The organism is Alteromonas sp. McT4-15 (assembly GCF_020515205.1).
GTDB lineage: Bacteria > Pseudomonadota > Gammaproteobacteria > Enterobacterales > Alteromonadaceae > Alteromonas.
Genome location: NZ_JAJALG010000003.1, coordinates 196542 through 220525, shown reverse-complemented (window position 1 = coordinate 220525; position 23984 = coordinate 196542). Strand labels below are relative to the sequence as shown.

Annotated in this window: 21 protein-coding genes; 12 read left to right on the top strand and 9 right to left on the bottom strand. The window is 45.1% G+C overall.

The window, feature by feature from the left end:
- Positions 1-123: 123 nt before the first annotated feature.
- The 3 genes from eno to mutS form a co-directional block, all read right to left on the bottom strand.
- Complete coding sequence (gene eno / locus LHL20_RS04270; protein WP_014975823.1) at positions 124-1416, bottom strand: phosphopyruvate hydratase; 1293 nt, start codon at positions 1414-1416, stop codon at positions 124-126.
- Positions 1417-1474: 58 nt separating this feature from the next.
- Positions 1475-3106 carry a CTP synthase gene (locus tag LHL20_RS04265; protein ID WP_202264037.1) on the bottom strand — a complete coding sequence of 544 codons (1632 nt, stop codon included), beginning with the start codon at positions 3104-3106 and terminating at the stop codon, positions 1475-1477.
- Positions 3107-3251: 145 nt separating this feature from the next.
- On the bottom strand, positions 3252-5840 hold the full coding sequence (mutS, locus tag LHL20_RS04260; RefSeq protein WP_226432408.1) for a DNA mismatch repair protein MutS: 2589 nt from the start codon (positions 5838-5840) through the stop codon (positions 3252-3254).
- A gap of 143 nt (positions 5841-5983) precedes the next feature.
- Between mutS and LHL20_RS04255 the strand changes: the two genes are divergently transcribed.
- From LHL20_RS04255 to LHL20_RS04240, 4 genes are all read left to right on the top strand, one after another.
- Complete coding sequence (locus LHL20_RS04255) at positions 5984-6523, top strand: CinA family protein (protein WP_226432368.1); 540 nt, start codon at positions 5984-5986, stop codon at positions 6521-6523.
- 118 nt (positions 6524-6641) lie between these two features.
- On the top strand, positions 6642-7688 hold the full coding sequence (recA, locus tag LHL20_RS04250) for a recombinase RecA (RefSeq protein WP_039223325.1): 1047 nt from the start codon (positions 6642-6644) through the stop codon (positions 7686-7688).
- 285 nt (positions 7689-7973) lie between these two features.
- A complete protein-coding gene (locus LHL20_RS04245; RefSeq protein ID WP_226432367.1) occupies positions 7974-8780 on the top strand; it encodes an ATP-binding cassette domain-containing protein in 807 nt (268 codons plus the stop codon).
- Positions 8764-9960: an ABC transporter permease gene (locus tag LHL20_RS04240; protein WP_159623749.1), complete on the top strand. Its 1197-nt coding sequence runs from the start codon at positions 8764-8766 to the stop codon at positions 9958-9960. Before LHL20_RS04245 ends, LHL20_RS04240 begins: the two co-directional genes overlap by 17 nt.
- Positions 9961-10050: 90 nt before the next feature.
- On the opposite strand, the gene LHL20_RS04235 is transcribed toward LHL20_RS04240, so the two are convergent.
- From LHL20_RS04235 to LHL20_RS04220, 4 genes are read right to left on the bottom strand one after another with little or no spacing between them, the layout of a single operon-like run.
- A complete protein-coding gene (locus LHL20_RS04235; RefSeq protein WP_226432366.1) occupies positions 10051-11271 on the bottom strand; it encodes an ATP-binding protein in 1221 nt (406 codons plus the stop codon).
- Positions 11271-11972, bottom strand: a complete 702-nt coding sequence (locus LHL20_RS04230) for a response regulator (RefSeq protein ID WP_202264042.1) — start codon at positions 11970-11972, stop codon at positions 11271-11273. Before LHL20_RS04230 ends, LHL20_RS04235 begins: the two co-directional genes overlap by 1 nt.
- Positions 11972-12349 (bottom strand): DUF3019 domain-containing protein, encoded by a 378-nt coding sequence (locus LHL20_RS04225; RefSeq protein WP_226432365.1) that lies wholly within the window; start codon positions 12347-12349, stop codon positions 11972-11974. The genes LHL20_RS04230 and LHL20_RS04225 overlap by 1 nt, the downstream gene beginning before the upstream one ends.
- Positions 12350-12358: 9 nt before the next feature.
- The gene (locus tag LHL20_RS04220) at positions 12359-13222 is read right to left on the bottom strand and encodes a MipA/OmpV family protein (protein ID WP_226432364.1); all 864 of its coding nucleotides are present in this window, start codon (positions 13220-13222) and stop codon (positions 12359-12361) included.
- A 165-nt stretch (positions 13223-13387) separates the two neighbouring features.
- Between LHL20_RS04220 and LHL20_RS04215 the strand changes: the two genes are divergently transcribed.
- On the top strand, positions 13388-15340 hold the full coding sequence (locus tag LHL20_RS04215; RefSeq protein WP_226432363.1) for a beta-propeller domain-containing protein: 1953 nt from the start codon (positions 13388-13390) through the stop codon (positions 15338-15340).
- 41 nt (positions 15341-15381) lie between these two features.
- On the opposite strand, the gene LHL20_RS04210 is transcribed toward LHL20_RS04215, so the two are convergent.
- Together LHL20_RS04210 and fliK are read right to left on the bottom strand one after the other, a co-directional pair.
- Positions 15382-15699 (bottom strand): EscU/YscU/HrcU family type III secretion system export apparatus switch protein, encoded by a 318-nt coding sequence (locus LHL20_RS04210; protein WP_159623737.1) that lies wholly within the window; start codon positions 15697-15699, stop codon positions 15382-15384.
- On the bottom strand, positions 15696-18179 hold the full coding sequence (gene fliK / locus LHL20_RS04205) for a flagellar hook-length control protein FliK (protein ID WP_226432362.1): 2484 nt from the start codon (positions 18177-18179) through the stop codon (positions 15696-15698). The genes LHL20_RS04210 and fliK overlap by 4 nt, the downstream gene beginning before the upstream one ends.
- Before the next feature lie 195 nt (positions 18180-18374).
- Between fliK and ccmA the strand changes: the two genes are divergently transcribed.
- The 7 genes from ccmA to LHL20_RS04170 all read left to right on the top strand — a co-directional run bounded on the left by ccmA (position 18375) and on the right by LHL20_RS04170 (position 23967).
- Entirely contained in the window at positions 18375-18998 is a 624-nt protein-coding gene (ccmA, locus tag LHL20_RS04200; RefSeq protein ID WP_226432361.1) for a cytochrome c biogenesis heme-transporting ATPase CcmA, read from the top strand.
- Positions 18998-19663, top strand: coding sequence for a heme exporter protein CcmB (ccmB, locus tag LHL20_RS04195; RefSeq protein ID WP_202264048.1), 666 nt, complete (start codon positions 18998-19000; stop codon positions 19661-19663). Before ccmA ends, ccmB begins: the two co-directional genes overlap by 1 nt.
- Positions 19663-20415: a heme ABC transporter permease gene (locus tag LHL20_RS04190; RefSeq protein ID WP_226432360.1), complete on the top strand. Its 753-nt coding sequence runs from the start codon at positions 19663-19665 to the stop codon at positions 20413-20415. Before ccmB ends, LHL20_RS04190 begins: the two co-directional genes overlap by 1 nt.
- Before the next feature lies 1 nt (position 20416).
- On the top strand, positions 20417-20632 hold the full coding sequence (gene ccmD, locus LHL20_RS04185) for a heme exporter protein CcmD (RefSeq protein ID WP_226432359.1): 216 nt from the start codon (positions 20417-20419) through the stop codon (positions 20630-20632).
- A gap of 120 nt (positions 20633-20752) precedes the next feature.
- Positions 20753-21265: a cytochrome c maturation protein CcmE gene (gene ccmE / locus LHL20_RS04180; protein WP_226432358.1), complete on the top strand. Its 513-nt coding sequence runs from the start codon at positions 20753-20755 to the stop codon at positions 21263-21265.
- A gap of 3 nt (positions 21266-21268) precedes the next feature.
- Positions 21269-23338 carry a heme lyase CcmF/NrfE family subunit gene (locus LHL20_RS04175; protein WP_226432357.1) on the top strand — a complete coding sequence of 690 codons (2070 nt, stop codon included), beginning with the start codon at positions 21269-21271 and terminating at the stop codon, positions 23336-23338.
- Positions 23338-23967, top strand: a complete 630-nt coding sequence (locus LHL20_RS04170; RefSeq protein ID WP_226432356.1) for a redoxin family protein — start codon at positions 23338-23340, stop codon at positions 23965-23967. Before LHL20_RS04175 ends, LHL20_RS04170 begins: the two co-directional genes overlap by 1 nt.
- Positions 23968-23984 lie beyond the last annotated feature (17 nt).

Sequence of the window (23984 nt, the reverse complement as noted above, 5' to 3'; positions counted from 1 at the left end):
GTCGAATACTTATTAGTCTTTTCTTAACCCTAGCAAGATTCGTCGCCTGATGCTACTTGGATTAAAAAGTGTGCACAAAAAAGCCGCTAGTGGTAGCGGCTCTGTTTTGCTTCTAAGGCAGTATTACTGACCTTTGATTTCGCTGCGACCTTTATAGGTAGCTGCATCGCCAAGCGCTTCTTCAATGCGAAGTAGCTGGTTGTACTTAGCAACACGGTCAGAACGGCATAGTGAACCCGTTTTGATTTGGCCTGCGGCTGTACCTACGGCAAGATCTGCAATTGTGGCATCTTCAGTTTCACCAGAGCGGTGAGAGATAACCGCAGTAAAGCCTGCGTCTTTTGCCATCTTAATTGCGTTAAGCGTTTCCGTTAGTGAACCGATTTGGTTGAACTTGATAAGGATTGAGTTACCAATGCCGTTATCAATACCGCGCTTAAGAATTTTAGTGTTAGTTACAAACAAGTCGTCACCAACAAGCTGTACTTTGTCACCAATCTTCTTAGTTAGGCTTGCCCAGCCGTCCCAGTCGCTTTCATCTAGGCCGTCTTCAATAGACACAATTGGGTACTGTGAAGAAAGGTCAGCAAGATAGTCGCCAAACGCTTCTGAATCGAAGCTCTTGTCTTCGCCAGAAAGTACGTATTTACCTTCTTTGTAGAATTCAGACGCCGCACAGTCTAGTGCAAGCGTGATGTCTTCATTCATTTTATAGCCAGCATTTTCAACGGCTTCTACGATTACCGCTAGTGCTTCAGCGTTAGAGCTAAGGTTAGGCGCAAAACCACCTTCGTCGCCAACTGCCGTGTTAAGGCCTTTAGCAGAAAGTACTTTCTTAAGTGCGTGGAAGATTTCTGCACCCATACGTAGTGCTTCTTTAAAGCTCTTCGCGCCAACTGGCTGTACCATGAACTCTTGAATGTCTACGTTGTTGTCAGCGTGCTCACCACCGTTGATGATGTTCATCATAGGTACTGGCATTGAGTATTGGCCAGATGTACCGTTTAGGTCTGCAATGTGCTCGTAAAGGGCTACGCCTTTTTCAGCGGCCGCTGCTTTTGCTACAGCAAGTGATACAGCAAGAATAGCGTTTGCACCCAGTGTTTCTTTGTTCTCTGTGCCATCAAGGTCAATCATGATGCCGTCGATGTCAGCTTGCGCTAGTGCGTCTTTGCCGATAAGTGCTGGCGCGATGGTATCGTTAACTGCTGCAACTGCCTTTGTTACGCCTTTACCTAGGTAACGAGACTTGTCGCCGTCGCGTAGTTCTAGTGCTTCGCGGCTACCAGTAGAGGCACCAGAAGGTGCTGCAGCACGGCCCATAACGCCAGACTCAAGATATACATCTGCTTCTACTGTTGGATTACCACGAGAATCTAAGATCTCGCGTCCGATAATGCGACTAATTTTCGCCATGTTTTTTCCTCAACAATTGATTGGGGCGCAACGGGAGAGAGTGCCCCTTTATTAGAAATTAGTGATTTTCTTTCTGGTATTTGCCAGCCGCAGCTACAAAACCAGTAAATAATGGGTGTCCATCCCGAGGGGTTGAAGTGAACTCAGGGTGGAATTGGCCCGCAATGAACCATGGATGATCAGGGATTTCGACAACTTCTACAAGTCGCTTATCAGTGGACAAACCACTTACTTTTAAACCCGCAGCTTCAATTTGGTCACGTAAATTGTTATTGACTTCGTAACGATGGCGGTGACGTTCGTAAATTTCAGCACTGCCATACATTTCGTGTACTTTGGTGCCTTCAATAAGGTGACAAAGTTGACTGCCTAGGCGCATTGTGCCGCCAAGGTCTGACTTTTCTGTACGGGTTTCGGTAGTCCCTGCCGCGTCCAGCCATTCTGTAATAAGACCCACTACTGGATATGGTGTTTCAGCATCAAACTCAGTACTGTTTGCGTTTTCCATGCCTGCAACGTTGCGCGCATACTCAATTAGGGCAACCTGCATACCCAGGCAAATACCAAGGTAGGGTACTTTGTTTTCGCGCGCATAACGTGCAGCGGCAATTTTGCCTTCTATGCCGCGTTCACCAAAGCCACCCGGTACTAGAATGGCATCCAGTTTTTCTAAAATCTGAGTACCTTTGCTTTCTACATCTTGTGAATCTACATAGTGGATGTTCACAGTCAGACGGTTTTTAAGGCCTGCGTGCTTCAGCGCTTCGTTAACTGACTTATAGGCGTCTGGTAACTCAACATATTTACCTACCATACCGATGTTTACTTCGGCTGTTGGGTTAGACTCTGCATACAGCACTTGTTCCCATTCAGATAGGTCTGCTTCTTTACAGTCAAGACCAAAACGGTCTACTACTAGCTGATCCATACCTTGTGCTTTTAGCGCCGCTGGAATGCGGTAGATGCTGTCTACGTCTTTCAGTGAAATAACAGCTTTGTCAGCAACATTAGTGAAAAGTGCAATTTTAGAACGCTCGCTGGCTGGTAACGCGCCCACTGAGCGACATACTAAAATGTCTGGCTGAATACCAATTGAGCGAAGCTCTTTTACAGAGTGCTGAGTAGGCTTAGTTTTTACTTCACCTGATGCAGGCATATAAGGCACTAACGTTAAGTGCATAAACATCGCACGTTCGCGGCCTACTTCAGTACCTAGCTGACGAATAGCTTCTAAGAACGGTTGTGATTCGATATCACCTACTGTTCCGCCAACTTCTACAATAGCCACATCATGACCTTCAGCACCTTCAATTACGCGGCGCTTGATTTCATTAGTGATGTGAGGAATAACCTGAATAGTAGCACCAAGGTAATCACCTCGACGTTCACGCTTCAATACTTCTTCATACACGCGACCGGTAGTGAAGTTGTTGCGTTTAGTCATGCGGGTGCGAATAAAACGCTCGTAGTGACCAAGATCAAGGTCGGTCTCAGCGCCGTCATCAGTAACAAATACTTCACCATGCTGAATAGGGCTCATAGTGCCTGGGTCGACGTTGATGTATGGGTCGAGTTTTAACATGGTTACGGTGAGACCGCGAGCTTCAAGAATTGCGGCCAACGATGCTGCAGCAATACCTTTACCTAGCGATGAAACTACACCACCTGTGACGAAAATATAATTTGTCATGCGAAACCTAGAACGTTTGGGTTGTATGGTAAATATAGGCTGAGTTTAGAACAAAACCAGCTACACTTTGGACGGGGCGATAGTATACGCAAAATCATGTGGGCAGACAATCAATTTGCCCACATGATGCACAATTTGTATGCGCTTAAGATTGGCTTAAGCGTTTTAATGTGTAGATAAGATCAAGTGCTTGGCGAGGTGATAGTTCATCCGGCGCTAAGTTCTCTAGGGCTTCTATAACTGGATGGGGCTTATCAGGGAACAGCATTTCGGCTTGACCGACGACAGTTTGACCGACGACAGTAGAACCCTTGGATTTAGCAGAGGTACTCTTACCAGGTTTTTTCGCCTCATCGCTACTCATTATGTGCGACGACTCAAGAATGGCGAGCTTTTGCTGCGCTGCTTTTATTACAGGTTTAGGTACCCCGGCTAATTGTGCAACTTGTAAACCAAAGCTCTTACTGGCCGCGCCTTCTGATACCGTGTGCATAAAGCGAATGGTATCTTCGTGCTCTATGGCATCAAGATGCACGTTTACCACGCCTGGTTGGGACTCAGGCAATTCAGTAAGTTCGAAATAGTGCGTTGCAAATAGCGTGTATGCGTTTAGCTGCTTCGCTAGATAACTGGCACACGCCCACGCCAATGATAAGCCATCGTAAGTACTGGTTCCGCGGCCAATCTCATCCATTAATACTAGTGAGTGCTCTGTGGCATTATTTAAGATATTCGCGGTTTCTGTCATTTCCACCATAAAGGTTGAACGTCCAGACGCCAAATCGTCAGAGGCGCCAATGCGGGTGAAAATACGGTCTATCTTTCCAATATGCGCATTTTCAGCGGGCACAAAACTGCCGATACAGGCCAGCAATGCAATGAGCGCCGTTTGACGCATGTACGTTGATTTACCGCCCATATTAGGACCGGTGATAACTAGCATTCGTCGTGTGTCGTTAAGCACAAGCGGGTTAGCAATGAACGGGTCCTTCATGACGTTTTCGACAACAGGATGACGACCTGCATCATAAGTTAGCGCGCATTCGTGACTTAACTGCGGACGGTGCCAGTCAAGCGAGAGCGCACGTTCGGCAAAACAACATAGCACATCAAGTTTTGCCAACGCCGATGCAGTTTCAATCAGGTTATTAAGATAAGGTGCGAAGTTATCAAACAACGCCTCGTAAAGCTGCTTTTCAAGTGCAAGCGCTGCGCCTTGGCTGCTAAGTACCTTGTCTTCGTGCTCTTTTAACTCGGGCGTAATGTAGCGCTCGGTATTTTTTAAGGTTTGTCTGCGAATATACTCTGCTGGCGCTAAGGCGCTATTTGCTCGGCTTATTTCAATGAAGAAACCGTGCACTTTGTTGTAGCCTACTTTAAGGGTAGAAATTCCAGTGCGCTCGCGTTCGCGCTGCTCCATGGCATCTAAGTAATCGGTCGCACCTTGCGAGAGTTTGCGCAACTCATCAAGTTCAGCGTTGTAGCCTTCAGCAATGACACCGCCATCGCGGATGACTACAGGCGGATTGTCGATGATGGCTTCGTTCAATAACGCCTGTAGTTCAGGATAAGTGCCAATGGTTTCGCTGATGCTTTTTACTTGCCCTGTATCGAAACGGCCCAGGGCATCTTGCAAATCCGGCAGTGCGTTAAACGCGTTTTTCAAACGCGCAAAATCTCGAGGGCGAGCAGAGCGAAGCGCCAAACGCGCCATAATACGCTCTATGTCACCGATATGTTTCAGTGCACCGCGAATGTCTTCTGGATCATCGTTAATAAAGGTCTCTACTGCATCCAAGCGACTATGAAGTTCATGCTGGTCAGTAAGCGGTGAATGGATTATGCGCTGTAACATACGGCTACCCATGGCCGTAGTGGTGGTATCCATTACACTAAATAGGGTGTTTTCCTGACCCCCAGATAGATTGTGAGTAAGCTCTAGATTTCTGCGTGTGGCGGCGTCAAGCTGTACTCGGCTATCTTGCTGCTCGGTTTGAATACGGCGAATGTGCGGTAACGCCGTACGCTGGGTATCTTTTACATATTGTAAAACGCAGCCTGCGGCACCTAAGCCTTTAGTAACCCCTTTGATTCCAAAGCCCTCGAGGGTCTTTGTTTCAAATTGCGCATTTAGCTGCTCGTTAGCCGTATCTATATCAAACTCCCACTCTGGGCGACGGCGAAGCCCTTTGCGGTTTTCAATCAGCGCTAGGCTCTCAAACCCTTCTGGATAGAGCAACTCGGCGGGGTTTACTCGCTGTATTTCGGCAAGAAGCCCTTCATCGCTGTCGCTTTCAAAAATAACAAAGCGTCCGCTGGTAACATCAAGGGTAGCAAGGCCGTAGTGCATGCTGTGCCCGCACACCGCCGCTAAAATATTATCGCGACGTTCTTCTAACAGCGCTTCATCGGTGACTGTGCCAGGCGTGACAATACGCTGAACGGCACGCTCAACAGGGCCTTTACTGGTTGCTGGGTCGCCAACTTGCTCACAAATAGCAACAGATTCGCCCATTTTAACTAGGCGAGATAAGTAACTTTCAACCGCGTGATAGGGCACACCCGCCATAGGAATGGGCTCACCGCCTGACTTTCCTCGAGCGGTAAGAGAAATATCTAACAGCTCGGCGGCTTTTTTGGCATCGTCATAAAACAACTCGTAGAAGTCACCCATGCGATAAAACAATAAAATATTCGGATGCTGCGCCTTAATAGTAAGGTATTGGCGCATCATGGGAGTATGTGATTCCAAAAAAAGCCTCTGTAATTTTGTTGCTGGGTTTAATGCCTGTTGACGGGAATAAATGATAAACTCACGGCCACTAAGATCAAGCATTGAAGTTATCAAGCACAACAGGTGTAATCAGGTATAACGTTATGAATTCGACATTTTCAACTGAATCTAATGCAAACGCTAGCCCTTTACAGCTTGATAGCGCATTAACTGCACAAGTATTGGCGCTAGGCGACGTGTTAAGGGAAAAAAAGTGGACGGTCTCTACAGCAGAGTCGTGCACAGGGGGCGGCGTCGCCTTTGCGTTTACAAGCGTTGCTGGCAGTTCAGATTGGTTTAATCAGTCGTGGGTGACCTATTCTAATGACGCAAAACAGCGCGAGCTTGGCGTTACCCAACAAACCCTTGAACAATATGGTGCGGTATCCGAGCAAACGGTAAAAGAAATGGCGCTAGGCGTGTGTGGTAAAAGTGGTGCACAGCTAGCGGTAACGGTGAGCGGAATAGCCGGGCCGGGGGGCGGTAGTGTTGAAAAACCAGTAGGCACTGTTTGGTTTGGGTTTGTTTGTGGTGATAAGACAACACAAATAAAACAGGTGTTTAGTGGCGATCGTGACCAAGTGCGAAGTGCTGCAATTTCCTTTGCTATAACCCATTTGATAAAAATGTTGAGTGAAAAATAAAAACACTGGTTGAAACTGTATGCTTGTACAGTATAGAATGCAGTCATCATTTGGTAGTGTTATTGATAACAACGCTACTTAATACAGAATTTAACCGCTAATCCTAGAGGATAATGACGTGGACGATAATAAATCAAAAGCTTTAACCGCCGCAGTTGGCCAAATTGAAAAGCAATTTGGTAAAGGTGCAATCATGCGCTTGGGCGATAACCAGGCCATGGATATTGAAGCTATTTCAACAGGCTCACTTACCATCGATATTGCGTTAGGTATAGGCGGTTTGCCATGTGGTCGTGTTGTAGAAATTTATGGTCCAGAGTCATCAGGTAAAACAACGCTAACTCTTCAAGTTATTGCTGAAGCACAGCGCAAAGGCAAAACTTGTGCGTTCGTTGATGCCGAGCACGCGCTTGACCCTGTGTATGCCGAAAAACTTGGCGTAAACATTGATGAGCTGCTTGTGTCTCAGCCAGATACGGGTGAGCAAGCATTGGAAATCTGTGACATGTTAGTGCGCTCTGGTGCGGTAGATGTGGTTATTGTTGACTCGGTAGCGGCACTTACACCGAAAGCGGAAATTGAAGGTGACATGGGTGATTCTCACGTTGGTCTTCAGGCACGTCTTATGTCGCAAGCACTGCGTAAGCTAACGGCAAACATTAAACGTTCAAACACACTATGTATCTTCATCAACCAAATTCGTATGAAGATTGGCGTTATGTTTGGTAACCCAGAAACTACTACTGGTGGTAACGCGCTTAAATTCTACTCGTCTGTTCGTCTAGATATCCGCCGTATTGGTGCAGTTAAAGAAGGCGACGAGGTAGTGGGTAACGAAACCCGCGTTAAGGTTGTGAAGAACAAAGTCGCGCCGCCGTTTAAACAAGCAGAATTTATGATTCGCTACGGTGAAGGTATCAGTAAAGAAGCTGAACTTATCGACCTAGGCGTTAAGCAAAAGTTAGTTGATAAAGCGGGCGCATGGTATAGCTACAAGGGCGACCGCATTGGTCAGGGTAAAGCGAACGTAATGAAGTTCCTTAAAGAGAACCCTGAAATTGCCAACGAGATTGAAACTAAGATTCGTCAGGAATTATTACTTTCTAAGACGATGAAAGCAGAAGAAGCAATTCCTCAGCAAGAAGATGATGTGTTGCCAGAATAAAAAGTAGCGCTCATATATAATTAAGAAGCCCACCGTTTAGGTGGGTTTTTTTATGTGTACGATTTTGTGGAAATCAAATGCGAGTACAACATATTTGTTAACACTTCTTTTCCTTTAGAAGCTTGTGCAATCAAAAAAAAGTAGGGATGCTGTAATAAAAATAAAATTGCAAAGACTACCTAAGCAATGTTTAAGCACAGTTCTCACTGACTTAGTGGGCATATTGCTTGTTCTATCAATAAATAACGAAAAAGCTAAAAATTAGGTTTAAAAGAGGGAAGGGAAATGATTGAAATATCAGGTCTCGCAAAGCGTTTTGAGGTAGAAAACCCCAAAAAGCTAAGTGAGCAAGAGAAGAAGGATCCGCGATTAAAGGGGCGTTATTTTCAGTCTGTAAGAGATGTGTCTTTTACATGTGAAAAAGGCCAAGTGCTTGGTCTGTTAGGGCCTAACGGAGCGGGTAAAACAACAACACTTCGTATGCTATCGACCGCGCTTAAGCCAGACAGCGGTAAAGTGTTAATTGGCGGTGAAGACGTGTTAGCTAACCCTAATATTGCTCGCAAGAAAATTGGTTTCTTGTCAAGCTCTACCGGTTTGTACGGACGCTTGAGTGGCCGTGAAAATATTAGCTACTTTGGCGAACTGCACGGTATCTCAAAAGACGTGATAAACGCGCGTATTGAAGAGATGGCAGACTTACTTGATATGCAAAGCTTCTTAGACAGACGCGCGGAAAACTTCTCGTCTGGTATGAAACAAAAAGTGTCTATTGCTCGCGCTGTGATCCACGAGCCTGCGCTTGTAGTGCTTGATGAACCTACTACTGGTTTGGATATTATGGCAACCAGCACGGTAATGGAGTTTATTCAGCGTCTAAAAGATAAAGGCACGCCTGTTATTTTTTCTACTCACCATCTAGACGAAGTACAAACCCTTTGCGACAAGGTTACTGTTATTAATCAGGGTGAAACGGTGTTTAACGACACGTTATCAGCCTTTAGTGAGCTGTCTGGCGGACAGATGCACAAGAGCTTCCTAAAAACACTATCAATGGATTCTGAGGAGATGAGCAATGTGGTTAATCTTTAAGAAGGAATTTAAAGAGCTATTGCGCGATAAAAAAACCATTATCTTTATGATTGGTCTTCCGCTCTTGTTGTTTCCAGCTATTTTTGGTGTGGCTTTCTTCTTTATGAGCTCTGCCGCCGATAAAGCTGAGAACAAAGTGCTGAAATATGCCATTGTTGGTGAAGCCTATGCACCTGCTATCGTACAGTCGTTCAATGATGCTTCAGACAAGTTTGAATCAGTATCCATTGGTAATGAAACAGACTATGCGAAGCTTATCAAAAACGAGACGTTAGACTTTGTGTTAGTGATTCCAGAGACGTTTAACAGTGATGTTCTGCAATCAGGACAGCATAAAATACAGCTGTACTTGAATGATGCTGGGCTCAACAAGGTGATGGGACGTGTATCTGACATTGTTGATGAATTCTCTGATGCTTACCAACAAACAGCATTCTCTCAGTTGGGTCTCAACGAAACGCAACAAACAGCTTTGCTGAAGCCCATTGAAATTGAAAAGCAAAATGTTGCAGACGACCGAGAGGTATGGGGTGAGCGCTTAGGCGGTATGTTACCGTACTTTATTTTTATCTTGTGTTTGCAAGGGGCAATGGCGCCAGCAGCAGATTTAGGTGCAGGTGAAAAGGAGCGAGGCACGCTTGAAACCCTGCTTATTTCTCCAATGGATCGTCATAAACTGGTATTGGGTAAGTTTATTACCATTGCCACGGCAGGGATTATTACGGCGCTTATTACAGTGTCATCCATGGCCTTGTGGGGGCTGGTGCTGTCCCAAGGTATGGCCGTAGAGTTTGTCGTAAAAATCATGTCGATGATTGGTCTTGTGGACTTTTTACTTATTTTCTTGATGTTGGTACCTGTTGTTGCTGTGTTTGCCGCGGTTTTATTATCGCTATCGATCTATGCGCGCTCGTTCAAAGAAGCACAAAGCTACATGGGCTCATTAATTATGGTAGTAATCTTTCCAGTAATTATTGCCATGATGCCTGGCGTAGAGTTAAAAGGCGGATGGGTTTGGGTGCCATTAACCAACGTTGCATTAGCAATGAAGGAATTGTTTAAAGGTACAATGGACTACTTTGCGTTGTTTGGTATTTTTACCTCAACAGCGGTGATTGCGGCGGGTCTAATAATGTTCTGTATTCACTGGTTCAACAAAGAGAAAGTACTATTTAGATAATGTTTATTGTTTGACTATGACGTTGAACACATTAACGCGATAAATAAAAAACCGTTTGGTACTAGTACTAAACGGTTTTTTTAATTAGTACTATTTTGGATAAGTTAGGATAAAACTCGCACCACCTAAATCGCTAGGAACTACGCTTGCCGTGCCTTTGTGCCAACTTTGGATCCGCTGCACAATCGCCAGGCCCAATCCTGCGCCACCCGAGTAGCGAACGCGACTATTGTCGGGTCGATAAAAAGGTTCAAATATGCGCTCTGCTAAGTCTTCAGAGACACCGTCTCCGTCATCACATACTGAAATGCTAATAGTATTTGCGTTTGTCTGAATTCGTATAGACACCATATTATGTGCATGTCGAATGGCGTTAGTAAGTAAGTTAGACACCGCCCGCTCGACAAAATGGCCATCGCCACGCATTACAACGTTTTCTCCCTGTACAGTTAATGACTTACCCGTTGTCATAGCAAGACGTTCAACAAGGTTTTCGCATAACTCTTTGATGGGAATATCAGAGATGCTGAGTTCAGGTGTAATGGCATCGTACTGCGTATAGTCGAGCATCTCTTGAACGAGGCCTTCTAGTTCGTCGATATCGGCAAGGATCCCGTCGAATGCTTCACTATTTGGATAAGGATTCATCTCCAAAGCAAATTTTAGTCTTGCAATCGGTGTTCTAAATTCATGTGCGACGGCACCGGTTAGTTCTCGTTGATCGCGAAGTAAACTGTGTACGCGATCGCTTAGTAAATTTAGCCGATTAGCAATAGGCTGCATGATAGAACGTTTTTTAAGTGAAATAGAAAAGCGCTCTGTTTCTTGACCTAAATGGCTTACTTCACGAGTTATATGAGAGAGATCCCGCCATAAAGGCCAAAGCCATACCGCCATTGCTAAGCCAAGCAAAACGAGGAAAACAAACAGATAAACAATGAGATAGGGAGTGGATACTTTTTCGTAGGGCAGTGTAAGCGCAATGAATTCCTCGTTCCCAATTGGTGCATAGATATATTTGGCCTCTTCATCGAATAAAGTTATGACGCGTTTTTCGGAAAATGCATCACGTTCGTTAGACGACCAGCCAATAGAGTCTATCGGCTTTATATCATAGTCCACACCAATGCTATCAAGTCGTTCAATAAGTGATGTTCTGTCTGAAACAACAAGTGGCAGTACAGACTCTAAAATATGGGTTTCTCTCGTTTTTTCATGATTTTCGTTAGGTAATACGATCTCTAATGTACTACTTATAAGCACAAGTGCGATGGCGACAAAGAGATAAAAGCTTACAAATAGACGGGTCATTACTCGTTCCAAGCATCACTGACAAAAAAGAAACCCTTACCCCATATTGTCTTGATGCGATAGGGATTTTGTGGGTCGTCAGATAGCTTTTTTCTAAGGCGTGATACGCGTACATCAGCGGACCTATCAAGTCCATCGTATTCTCGACCAATGAGTTCTCTATACAGAGTCGTTCGGTCTACGACCTGCGAGGCATTGTCAGCAAGGAGGCAAAGTAAGTCGAATTCGTGACTGGTTAGCGTAACGACGTTACCGGCAAGTGTTACTCGACGCGATGTTTTATCAATAGAAAGCGAACCAAAATTTAAGACATCACTTTTGCTATCTTGTGGAATTGTAGACATTGTTCGTCGAAGCAATGCATTGAGCCGCGCCAAAAGCACGCGGGGTTCTACGGGTTTGACGACATAATCATCTGCACCTAGTTCAAGACCTATCACTTGATCAAAGTCTTCGTTTTTGGCGGTCATAAAGAGTAATGGGCCCGTATAGAATTGTCGTAGTTGGTTGCACAAGGCAAAGCCATCTTCACCGGGTAACATAACGTCAAGTATGACAATGTCTGGCCTTACCGACTTAACCAATTCCACAAGGCCTTCACCGCAGGCTAGTCGCGAAACGCTAAAGCCATTGCGCTGGAGATACTCAACAACTAATGAGGCTAAACGCTCGTCATCTTCAACCAAAACTAACTTTTTCATTAGAATATACTCCACGGATTTCTAACACGCCGTCGATGTGTAGAGGCTTGTCGGTACTTTACTTTAAGTAATACAGAGGGAGTTTTTTTGTTGTCCTCATTAACAAGAGTGAGTGTAGAGTCCGCATCTAACTCTACGTTAAGCTCAGTGGGGAGCTGGTTGGGTAACCAGCACCCTAAAACCTGTTCATTCATGTGCAAGCAGTGCTCGTGTGAACTTAGTTCAGGGTAGGTCAATGTGATAGGCAAAACGCAAATATCCCCTTTTTGAGTCGCTATGCATTCATTTGGGAATACGGAAAATGAGGTAGGGTTTTGCTCTGTAGCGAAAACTGGCAACCACAGTAGTGAGAAAGTGACAAACAGTGAATTACGCATTACGTCACCCTAAAACCGATAGCCAACGCCGAAAAACATATTGGTAACGAAGCGTTTTGATACCAATGGGCTATCAGTCATTCCACTGCCCAACGTGGTGAATTGAATTCTACCAAGCCAATGCCATTGCTGATTTAGTGGTTTGTTAAAAAGCAGGCCGCCAGTAAATTGAAATGTACTATCGGCGCTATACCACAGCGTTTCATCATTTGTATCTCGTTCGCTGATACCGTAGTAGTAATCTATAAGCGCGCTGCTTTTGTAGGTGACCGAGAAGTGGGTAGAGAAAGTCCAATCTTGCCACTTTGTATCGTGCTGATACCGGCCTGTGGCGCTAAATCCATTGTGTACATTAAGCGCATCATGAATGAAAGTCAGTGACCATCTGTCTTGGTCATTAAACCAATTAGTGCGAACACCTGCGTCCAACGACCACTTGCGGCTAGCAATATCATTAACTGAAATATAGCGCGGCGGCGCTTCCTCTGGTTCATTAGGGTTTGGCGTGTCCACGCCATCAGTCACACTTGTTGTGGGTAATAGAATGTTACTAGGTTGCCAAAAAGCAAAATACGCGCGTTCTGTATTGGCACGAAAGAATACTTCGGTTGTTATATCTTGGTGAGGTTGCCACTGATAGCCAAACTCACCATTGTCGAAATAGGCATGCTCACCATACCATGCAACATCGGGCAAAATGATAAGTGGAATTGCGTCGCCATCAACCAATGGGTTTGTGCGCGCGCCGACACCAAAGGCGACGCCAACAGACCAGTTGTCTTCTTCAATACAGACTAGCGAGTTTTCACAGCCCCATGCAGATGCATGATAAATACTTGTGAATAACACACAAAGAGCGAAACGCAGCAGCACACAAATTCCCTTTAACAACATTGAGGTGCTAAGACTACCAAACTGTAAAGCGTGAAACAGTACTCGATTACAAATTGTCACATTTATATTCAGTTTGGATCTGATTGATATGCAATGCGATTCTATTATGGATTTCAGGGTTTCACTCAAACAAGGATATGGAACATGAAATCGAAACACGGGATAGACGGCATTTCAAAATGCATGGCGGTACTTATTTTCTCTACTTGCGTTATAACCGCGTGTAGCAGTGGAGATGGCGGCGATGAAGAACAAGCGCCACAGCTTACGTTAACCACCTCTACTGATTCACCATTGGGACAAAGTCCACATATATCGGCGAGCCAGTATGTCAAAAATGGTCTGTATTTAGTAAATGTGCAACAACGCGAAAGTTCCAGTGATGGAAGTGGTGATGTAGCCGCAGAAGCCCCTGAGTTTTCAACGACCACAACGCAGATTGATGGCGTAGACGAGGCCGACCGTATTGAATATGACGGCGAGTATTTTTATGTCGCCAATTTACCTACCTGGGACTCACAATCAGGCATAGAAAATCGCGTGAGAATATTGAAACGACAAAATGATTTTTCTCTTGACGTTATTGCTGAAATTCCGCTTGAGTCTGAGCAAGAAATGGCTGGCATGTATCTTCATGACAAGCGCCTCGGTGTGATTACCCGTAAGTTTGGCTACTACCCATTAGAAGACGCTGTTGCCACCTCAAGCCCATGGCACAGCCCAGACAACGACACTCAGATAGAATTCATTGACGTTACCTTACCTAATGCGCCAACAACACCTCACAAAGTCAAAATTGATGGGCGTCTCATTAGCTCTAGGCGAATAGGGAATGATTTATATCTTGCGATGCAGTATGTGCCTTTTGCTGACAACCTGCCAGCCGTTGATGACACTACAAGCAGCCGCATTAAGTATTACCAACATCTACTCGCATTGGATAATGCGTCGTTAGTGCCATACATCACTATCAATGATCAGTCTTCACCGCTTTATGACTTAGATAGCTGTCTCGTGCCCGAAAATGCGAGAAATAAGAATGGCCACGTGCAAATGCTTAGTGTGGTAAAAATTGATATGTCATCGCCTTCAACATATTCGGCTCTATGTACCATTGTAGAAGCACATGGCTTATTCATGACACATAACAATATGTACTTACATGCAACCCAAGGCAATGATACTGTTTTTCATAAGGTATCATTGGACAACGGCATTGAATATCAAGCTACGGGGAAGGTGCAAGGCATATTTGGCTGGAGTAGTTCTGCCCAACTCAAGATGTCTGAGCGTGATAATTATTTTATGGCACTCACAACACAAGGCCTTTTAGCGGATGACCCTGAACACTATCTACATGTTCTTAAGCAGCAAGGTCGCCAGTTAGTTGAAGTGACCACACTTCCTAATGACAACGAGCCCTCGCCAATAGGAAAGCCCGGAGAAGATGTTTATGCAGTACGCTTCTTTGACGATAAGGCATATGTGGTTACTTTTGAGCAAATCGACCCGCTTTACGTTATTGATCTTTCTGATGTAGAAGCACCATTTATACGCGGAGAACTTACAATTCCTGGATTTTCAAGCTATCTACATCCAATGGAAAATGGCTTGCTGTTAGGAATAGGGCAACAAGTTATTGGGGCGAATATTCCCAGCGCTGGCGAGCAACCCATGACAACGCCGGTGGAAGATGGGATGAAGGTAAGTTTGTTTGATGTCGTAGACCCTGAAAATCCTATATTACTTAACGAGTACGTGTGGCCTGATACGTATACTGGGGCTGAATACGATTATAGAGCGTTATCGGTGTTAAAAACGCCAACGGGGTATCGCTTTGCATTGCCATCTGAATCATGGATAAGCGATGAAGGTATATTTTCAATACACTATGCTTTGCAATTGTTAGCGGTTGATAGCGAAGAAAGAGCATTATCCCTAGTGGGAAGCATCACTCAGCCTCAAGATAATGACAATTATTATGGCAGCTACGAAGATAGAAGCGTGTTGCATAGCGATCATGTGTATTACCTAAGAGGCAACAACATCTATCACTCTTTGTGGCAGCAAGAGCCTGTCATAGACGGTCCTTACTAACGCGTATAAAGCGTTTACGGTATACGCTGCTTCAGCACACCTTATACCTCAAAGTCTATACGTTTAATTATTCCCTCCCAGCCGGGAGGGATTTTTCCTTGAAGTACATAGGAATACGCTAGTAACTCAGCTATTACGTAGTACAAGGATTCTGGAATATCTTGCCCAACATCTAACGTAGCGAGTACTTCACTAAGGTAGGGATCTTCGTGTATGAGGATCCCGGTTTCCTGCGCCATCGCAATAATTGCCTCAGCGAGATCGCCGTAGCCTTTTGCAACTACTTTTGGGGTGTTTTTCTTATCACCCCCTTCGTATTTAAGCCCTATAGCCCGTTTTGCTTTTTGTGTGTCACTCATACGCGCGTCTCAAATATTTGATGAGGACGTGTATTTAACGACTCGGGAATATGGCCTCGCTGAAAGGTAGTTTGCTCAACGGTTAAGCCTAGTTCGGTAAGGCGTTTTTTGAGGTAGGGAAGGGTATCTGCCAGTCGCTTAAGTATCACATCGTTAGACGCATACAAGTCGAGGGTAATGGTGTCATTGTCTATTTTGGATTTTGCCAACACTGCTCCGGTACTTCCGATATCTAACTTCATTGTAACGTTCCATAACTTGCGTTCGCCTTTTTCTTGCCGTGCTTGATTAGGCTTTTCTTGCTCGCGCTGAACAAGCAGTTCGGTAGGCGAATGCTGTTGAGATAGCGAGGGAAATACGTAGTAAAGACTATCTTGCCCTTGAATTCTGCTTTCTGCACTGGCTAATTTTGCTTGCTGATGTGAGGCCAATAAGGTTTTCAATTGGGATAACAGTTGATGGCGACCATCTAATTGATTTAGTTCCTGGCTTACTTTGCTTGGCTGCCCGGGCACGCCCATGTTTGTTAGTGTTTTCGAAATGATTGAGTCGGGGGCGTCAGCAAGTGATTTTAGCGATGGTTGGCGCTGTATTGCGCGACCAGCTAGAGCAAGCTGAACTAAAGCGACTAACCCCTGAACAAAGCTTGATGACGCTACCGGAGAGGTCAGCGTCAATGGTGTCATAAGTAGTGCATTGGCGGTAAATACCTGTTGAATTCGTTGTGATAAACCTTGCTCTGCCAACTCGGAGGTTGGTTTGGACGACGCTATTTGTTCACCAGAAACGCTGCCCTGCGCAGGTGATTGCAATTTTTGCTCTACGTCTGCCATGACAGACGAGGTTACGTTAATCTTGGTGCCAGTGCCGGTGAGTTGTTGTAACGCATTTGAAAGTAAACTGTTTGAAGCCGCCTTTGCTTGATTACCCAGTAGTTTTGCAAGTGCTGCAAGGTCATGTTTCGCGGTAGTTTCTGTTTTTTGCTGCTCGGGTTGATGCGCGCTATCTCGTTGCAGGCTGTTGGTCGCCGCTGTTGAAGTATCGGTGTTTTGCGTTTTGCTGCCCATATTCAACACCTGTCGGGTTGAAGGTTTTGCGTTTAGCACATCAAGGGATTTTAATTGCTGTGAGAGCTTTTCTATTGCCAGTTTTTCAGTAGGGCTAGCCGTGGCGTTTTGGGGGGGATTGACCGCAATATTACTTGTTCCCTCTACAATAGAAAGTAGTTGAGATAAAGCGTGTTGAGTATTTCCCGTTTGACTGAGCAAAACGCGCGATAAGGTCATAATAGCGCGGTGTACATCACTGTCTTTTAGCGAAGCATGTGAAACCGCAGTAGCTGCGTGTTTATTGATCCTATCTTGTTGCTGGAGAGACGGATTCTCCAAAGGCGTTTTACCGTCGATAAGCGTTGCTTTTGGCAGCAATGTTAGATCGATTTGCGCTACTTGTTTGTTGTCTAATACGGGCAGTGCTTGCGCCTGAGTTTGAGAAAGTGCGATAGAAACTAAGGCTCTATGGTGTGCCGACTGAATGGTAATAAAGCCATCGCGAGTTTTGCCTGCATTGTCACTTAATCCAATTAATGTTGCGCTTTTTAAAACGTTGGGCGTTTGCGTGATGTCGCTCGGTAAAAAAAACTTTAAAGAAGTGCTATTAAGACTTTTAGACTCAAGTGCTACTGTACCCTGCTTTAACGCAGCTTCAATAACTTGGGTGTGAGTTGCGCCAGTCATATTACTGAGCCTGAGAGGCTGTGTGCGATTTTGTGCGTCTAATGTATTTGCGCTGGTAGGCGAGAGCGTTGCTTGTAGCGTGCTAGCGCCTGAATTTGTGCCATTCGCTAGAGTCAGGGTAACGTGAGAACCCAGCCATTTTTGCAGTAACGCTTTTTGCTCTGCGCTGCTGATGGACAGCGCTATTGCACCTTGTGTTTGTGCCGAAAGTGTCGCCGAAGATACATTGGAAGAAGAATTTGGTAAGCTCTTATTGTTTGTATCAAGGGCAAACTGACCATTTGCTAGGGTAACTAATTTTCCATTGACAGAAGCCGCTGAGCTGCCGCTTTCCAGTGCCTGCATTAGAGCTTTAAATAATGCACCACGCTGCGCATGGGGTAACTCGATTTGATGCGTGGTGTTCGTCGTGGCGCTTAGAATAGCTGGAACGTTTTTGTCACCAATATTGTTATTGGGGAGCACTGCAAGTTGCGGGTTTTGGTGCGCTTGCTGTGTTACCTCAACGGGTACTTTAATGTTGAGCGACTGTGATGTTGATGAAGGTGTTCTTATTGCAAGAATATGCTCTGGCAATCGCGCCACGGTTACCCTCGCAGCATTAGCCAATGCGACAGCTTGAGAGAGGGCCACTTGATTTCCCGTTGCTTGATTGGCTAACGTTGATTGCCCTGCAACGTTTGCCACAGAGGCCGATTCTTGGCGAACTGCGTTGGCAATGAGTGAGGTCAGGTGTGATGTCATAGAAAGCGTATCGGCAACTAGCGGGCAAACATTATTTAATTCATTTAAGCACAATACACAGCAGCCAGCACACAAACTCGTGCTTTGTCATTGAAGTAAATCATATTTAATTGGAATTCACGACTGCGAAAAAGCCGTCATGTGGTAAACTATTGCGGTTTTTTCAGATTGACGATTTTTTGGGGTTTATAGGCTGTGTTAGAAGCATGCAGTTTAACGTGCATTAAAAGAGATAGAAGCCTGTTTGAAGGGCTTTCGCTGGTAGTTAACTCTGGTGAACTCTTATACTTGCGCGGTCCCAACGGCGCTGGAAAAACCAGCTTACTGCGTATTTTAACAGGGTTAAGCGATGCTGACGCTGGACAAGTTAAATACGACGGGAGCAATATCAAGGAGATAAAAGCGCATTACTACGCAGCCCTTTTTTATCTCGGCCACAAAACAGGTAATAACAATAGTCTTTCCGCGCTAGATAACTTGTCATTTTGGCTCTTACAGCATGGTGTTAGTGTTACGCAAGATAAATTGTATGACGCCCTTGCTCGCGTTGGCTTGGTTGGTCTTGAGGATGTTCCGGTTCGATATTTATCCGCAGGGCAACAGCGACGTGTGGCGCTTGCTCGCCTCTGGCTTAAGCCAGCAAAAGTCTGGATTTTAGACGAGCCCTTTACGGCGCTTGATGTAAAAGGCATTGCATTACTTGAACAAACAATGAAGTCACATGTCGATAAAGGGGGGATTGTGCTGACAACTTCGCATCAACCTTTATCAGATTTGGCGGGTGCGCATCGCGTGTTTGACTTGGAGTATCGATTTTAATGTCATTGTATCACGGGATTTTCAAACGTGATTTACACATCGCGTTTAAGCAAAAAGCTGAATTGGTGCAGCCCCTCATGTTTTTGCTAATGGTGGTAACGCTCTTTCCCCTTGGCGTAAGCCCGTCACCTGATACGTTGCAACGTATCGGTCCAGGCGTTATTTGGATAGCAGCGATATTATCGTCATTGATGGCGATGGAACGCTTGTTCCGAGATGACTTTAATGATGGTTCGTTAGAGCAGTACGTTTTGTCGGGCATGGCACTCCCAGCCATTAGCGCGGTGAAAGTTGCAACACATTGGTTAGTGAGTTTCGTTCCTTTACTCTTATTGTCGCCCTTATTGGCGATGTTTTTGAATTTATCATTTGATATGTACTTGGCGTTGTTGCTTACGTTGTTACTAGGCACACCGTTATTGTCGCTAATTGGTGCCATTGCAGTGGGTCTGACAGTGGGGTTACAGAAAGGGGGCGTACTTTTAGCCCTGTTGCTCATTCCTGTTTTCATTCCGTTACTGATATTTGCCACATCTGCTGTGGATTCTGCCGCACTGCAATTACCTTATCATTCACAACTTGCTATCATCGCCGCTATGCTTTTGCTGGCAGCGGCCTTAGCTCCGTTCGCCATAGCGTATTCGTTAAAAGTGAGTCAAAACTAATGTGGAAGTGGTTACACCCCTACGCTAAAACTGAGCGTGCCTACCAACTTTGTTTAACATTACAACCTTGGTTTTGGGTTGGTGCAGCATTGTGCTTGAGTGTTGGAACCGTTTGGGGTTTGGCATTCGCACCGCAAGATTATCAACAAGGCAATTCTTTTCGCATTATTTATATCCATGTACCCAGCGCTATTTTGTCCATGGGGACCTACGTTGCAATGGCAGTGGCTGCATTAGTTGGTATGGTGTGGCAGTGGCGTACTGCATACATGTCCATGATTGCCATGGCGCCGGTGGGTGCAGTGATGACCTTTATTGCGTTATTTACCGGCGCAGCATGGGGCAAACCTATGTGGGGAGCGTGGTGGGTATGGGATGCTCGGTTAACTTCTGAGCTAATTCTATTGTTTTTGTATATGGGAGTTATTGCGCTATACGGTGCATTTGAAGATAAACAGCAGGCTGGCAAAGCGGCAGGTGTTATGGCACTTGTAGGCGTGGTGAATATCCCCATTATTCATTACTCAGTAGAGTGGTGGAATACGCTTCATCAGGGAGCAACAATCAGTAAATTTGATAACCCGTCAATTGCGCCGGAAATGTTATGGCCATTGCTGATTAACTTATTAGGGTTTGCGTTGTTTATTGGTGCAGTCACAACCGTAAGATTGCGAAATGAAATTGTTTTAAGAGAAATGCATCGCCCTTGGGTGCAACAATTAGCGAAGCATGCACTAAAGGCAGGTAAGTAATATGCAGTTTGATTCCGTTACCGACTTTCTCAACATGGGCGGATACGCTTTTTATGTGTGGCTATCTTTCGGTATTACTTTTGGTGCAATGGCGCTGGTAGTAATTCAAAGCTATATCAAGCAAAAGTCTTTGCTTAAAGCAGTGATAACCGAGCAAGCGCGCAAAGCACGCATCAAGAAAGCACGTTTACAGGAAGCGCAGGACGATAAGTATTAGTGTATTTATTGTGCATACACGTACTGCGTAGCAAACGTGTTCAAGTGGAATAAAGTTCAAGAAGGCACAGCACCGAGGTGCCATTTTTTTAGTATTAGAAATTCGAAGTGAGATAGTTGCATGAACCCGAGACGAAAGCAGCGATTAGCCGTAGTTGGAATTATCGGTTTTTTGGTTGTAAGTGCAATTGGATTAATGCTTTATGCATTAAACGACAGTATTGACCTGTTTTATACGCCTAGCGAAATTATTGAAGGTAAAAACGGGCAGAAGCCACAAATTGGACAGCGTTTACGCATAGGCGGTATGGTCGTACCTGGCAGTGTTAAGCGTGACAGCGAAAGCTTGGCGGTGAGCTTCGACTTAATCGACACGGGCCCTACAGTAACGGTAACTTACACAGGTATTTTGCCCGATTTATTTCGTGAGGGACAAGGCATAGTTGCGACAGGTGTTTTAACCCAAACTGGACACATAAAAGCGCAAGAAGTACTGGCAAAGCATGATGAAGAATATATGCCGCCAGAATTAGCTGAAAAAATGAAAGGCATAAAGCACGTCAAACCTGACAATATGCCCAAGAGCGCGAATTCTGATAGCAGTGATGCAAGTCAATCGACACAAGGATACTAAGGCATGGTTCCCGAGATTGGAAATATTGCACTAACACTCGCATTAGTATTATCTATCCTCCTCGCCGTTTATCCGCTGTGGGGGGCACATCGCCAACATGAAGCGCTAATGGCGACGGCAAAACCTTTGGCGATAGGGTTATTCATCTTCACGCTTATTGCCTATGTATGTCTTACCTACGCCTTTGTGACAGATGATTTTAGCGTGGCTTACGTAGCACAGCATTCTAATAGTCGATTGCCTATTTACTACAAAATAACGGCAGTGTGGGGCGGACACGAAGGTTCTTTCTTGCTGTGGGTTTTGATGCTGTCAGTATGGACAGTGGCGGTCGCTATTTTCAGTAAGGGCATTCCGCTTGCGATGGTCGCACGTGTGCTTGCCGTGCTAGGAATGGTAGGCATCGGCTTTTATCTGTTTATGTTATTAACCTCTAATCCATTTAATAGCATGTTGCCGTTTTTCCCTGTCGATGGAAGGGATTTAAACCCGTTACTTCAAGATTTTGGCATGATAATCCATCCGCCCATGTTGTACATGGGCTACGTTGGTTTTTCTGTTGCTTTTGCTTTTGCTATTTCAGCGCTTATCTCTGGTCAATTAGATTCAACATGGGCCCGTTGGTCACGTCCATGGGTGATTGCTGCTTGGGCGTTTCTTACCGTAGGTATTGCGCTTGGTAGCTGGTGGGCATATTACGAACTCGGCTGGGGAGGCTGGTGGTTCTGGGACCCGGTTGAAAACGCATCCTTTATGCCGTGGTTGGTAGGTACTGCGCTAATGCACTCTCTTGCGGTAACTGAAAAGCGAAAAGCCTTTAAATCGTGGACAGTGTTATTAGCCATAGCGGCATTCAGCCTCAGTTTGTTGGGAACGTTTTTAGTTCGCTCAGGTGTTATTGTTTCCGTTCATTCCTTTGCCAGTGATCCTACGCGGGGACTGTTCATCCTTGGTATTTTAATTGTATTAAGCGGGTTAGGGTTACTGCTTTATGCCCTCCGTGCAGCGTCACTGAAAAGCCCTGGTCGTTATCAAGCATTTTCGCGTGAAGTATTGCTAATGGGCAATAATGTGTTTCTTTGTGCAGCGACATTAGTTGTGCTGTTAGGGACGCTTTTACCGTTAATTCACAAGGAACTGGGACTGGGAAGTATCTCTGTTGGCGCGCCGTTTTTTAATCAAATGTTTACCCTTTTGATAGTGCCTTTTGTACTGATACTTGGCCTTGGACCATTAACACGTTGGAAGCAACAAAAGGCCAGTGAACTTCAAAAACAGTTACTTGTTGCCGGTGGCATTGCAATAAGTGCTGGCGTGCTGGTGAATTTTGCTTACGATGCACCCACCTATATGGGTGTATTGGGGATGGTGCTGGTATTTTGGATCCTCGTCACAACTGTTCAAGAAGTGGTTCAGCGTATTAGTGCTATGCCCGAAAAAGGCGCTGACAAAAATAGCTTGATGACCAAACTTCGCAAATTAACGCCAAGTCACTGGGGAATGGTGTTAGGTCATGTCGGTTTTGCCATTGTCATTATTGGTATCACGTTGGTATCTAATTATGAGTTGGAAAGAGATGTGCGAATGGATGTAGGCGATACGGTAAGTTTGGGTGGCTATGACTTTACCTTTAAAGATGTAAAGAAAGTTCAGGGGCCCAATTATCAAGCTGATGCAGGCATTTTCGATGTTTATAAAAACGGAGAGAAAGTGGCTCATCTTATGCCTGAAAAGCGCCTATACATCGTGCAGCGAATGCCAATGACGGAAGCGGCTATCCACTCAAATGTGGCCAGGGATTTGTTTATTGCAATGGGTGAACCATTAGACAACGGGGCTTGGGCGATTCGTATTTACATTAAGCCATTTGTTATATGGCTATGGGCCGGTGCCGTTGTAATGGCAATTGGTGGGATTTTCTCAATTTGTGACAAGCGCTATCGTATGGCGAAGGTTAAGAAAGTGAGCGCAGTGTTGAATAAAATGACTGCAAGCAAACGCGGTGTCTCGAACAAAAGCAACGTTAGTGTTGATAACGTTGCACAAAACTCTGCGACAAAAGGAGAGGCATAATGAAAAAGACTTCGTTAGTGGCCATTCCTTTGGTGCTTTTCATATTGCTGGTAGTTTTCTTGTTCAAAGGGCTCTTTTCGGACCCGCGTGAGTTGGACTCGCAAGTGCAAGACAAAACGCTGCCAGCGTTTTCTCTGCCTGATTTAATGAATCCAGAGAAAATGTACACGCCAAGCGATCTTAAAGGCAAGGTGACCATTCTGAATGTGTGGGGTGTATGGTGCGTAACATGCGCTGTGGAAATGCCCTACTTAACACAGCTTAAAAACGAGCAAGGTGTTCATATTGTGGGTTTGTACTTTGATCAAGACTTAGATCCTGATTTTGGTACTAAGACGCTAAGTCGTGTTCAGCAAGAAGTGACAGAGATGCTCAGTCGTTATGGTAACCCTTATGCGTTCAACATTTTTGATGTCTACCGTGATACGTCACTCGATTTAGGGGTGACTGGCGCACCAGAGCACTTTGTTATAGATGCCGAAGGAATTATCCGTATGCATCATATTGGCGATATCAACGAAAGGGTATGGAACAATAAAATAGGTCCTCTATATAACAAGTTGGTGACTCAAGCTGAAATGACTTCAAGCAATACCTACGAGGTAGACATGCAGGGAGAGAGTAAATGATTCGAACATGTAAGTTT

What these genes read in the sequence shown, in the direction of transcription:
- eno (WP_014975823.1), bottom strand. Translation starts at nt 1,416, where the DNA reads ATGGCGAAAATTAGTCGCATTATCGGACGCGAGATCTTAGATTCTCGT.
- LHL20_RS04265 (WP_202264037.1), bottom strand. Translation starts at nt 3,106, where the DNA reads ATGACAAATTATATTTTCGTCACAGGTGGTGTAGTTTCATCGCTAGGT.
- mutS (WP_226432408.1), bottom strand. Translation starts at nt 5,840, where the DNA reads ATGATGCGCCAATACCTTACTATTAAGGCGCAGCATCCGAATATTTTA.
- LHL20_RS04255 (WP_226432368.1), top strand. Translation starts at nt 5,984, where the DNA reads ATGAATTCGACATTTTCAACTGAATCTAATGCAAACGCTAGCCCTTTA.
- LHL20_RS04245 (WP_226432367.1), top strand. Translation starts at nt 7,974, where the DNA reads ATGATTGAAATATCAGGTCTCGCAAAGCGTTTTGAGGTAGAAAACCCC.
- LHL20_RS04240 (WP_159623749.1), top strand. Translation starts at nt 8,764, where the DNA reads ATGTGGTTAATCTTTAAGAAGGAATTTAAAGAGCTATTGCGCGATAAA.
- LHL20_RS04235 (WP_226432366.1), bottom strand. Translation starts at nt 11,271, where the DNA reads ATGACCCGTCTATTTGTAAGCTTTTATCTCTTTGTCGCCATCGCACTT.
- LHL20_RS04230 (WP_202264042.1), bottom strand. Translation starts at nt 11,972, where the DNA reads ATGAAAAAGTTAGTTTTGGTTGAAGATGACGAGCGTTTAGCCTCATTA.
- LHL20_RS04225 (WP_226432365.1), bottom strand. Translation starts at nt 12,349, where the DNA reads ATGCGTAATTCACTGTTTGTCACTTTCTCACTACTGTGGTTGCCAGTT.
- LHL20_RS04215 (WP_226432363.1), top strand. Translation starts at nt 13,388, where the DNA reads ATGAAATCGAAACACGGGATAGACGGCATTTCAAAATGCATGGCGGTA.
- LHL20_RS04210 (WP_159623737.1), bottom strand. Translation starts at nt 15,699, where the DNA reads ATGAGTGACACACAAAAAGCAAAACGGGCTATAGGGCTTAAATACGAA.
- fliK (WP_226432362.1), bottom strand. Translation starts at nt 18,179, where the DNA reads ATGACATCACACCTGACCTCACTCATTGCCAACGCAGTTCGCCAAGAA.
- ccmB (WP_202264048.1), top strand. Translation starts at nt 18,998, where the DNA reads ATGTCATTGTATCACGGGATTTTCAAACGTGATTTACACATCGCGTTT.
- LHL20_RS04190 (WP_226432360.1), top strand. Translation starts at nt 19,663, where the DNA reads ATGTGGAAGTGGTTACACCCCTACGCTAAAACTGAGCGTGCCTACCAA.
- ccmD (WP_226432359.1), top strand. Translation starts at nt 20,417, where the DNA reads ATGCAGTTTGATTCCGTTACCGACTTTCTCAACATGGGCGGATACGCT.
- ccmE (WP_226432358.1), top strand. Translation starts at nt 20,753, where the DNA reads ATGAACCCGAGACGAAAGCAGCGATTAGCCGTAGTTGGAATTATCGGT.
- LHL20_RS04175 (WP_226432357.1), top strand. Translation starts at nt 21,269, where the DNA reads ATGGTTCCCGAGATTGGAAATATTGCACTAACACTCGCATTAGTATTA.
- LHL20_RS04170 (WP_226432356.1), top strand. Translation starts at nt 23,338, where the DNA reads ATGAAAAAGACTTCGTTAGTGGCCATTCCTTTGGTGCTTTTCATATTG.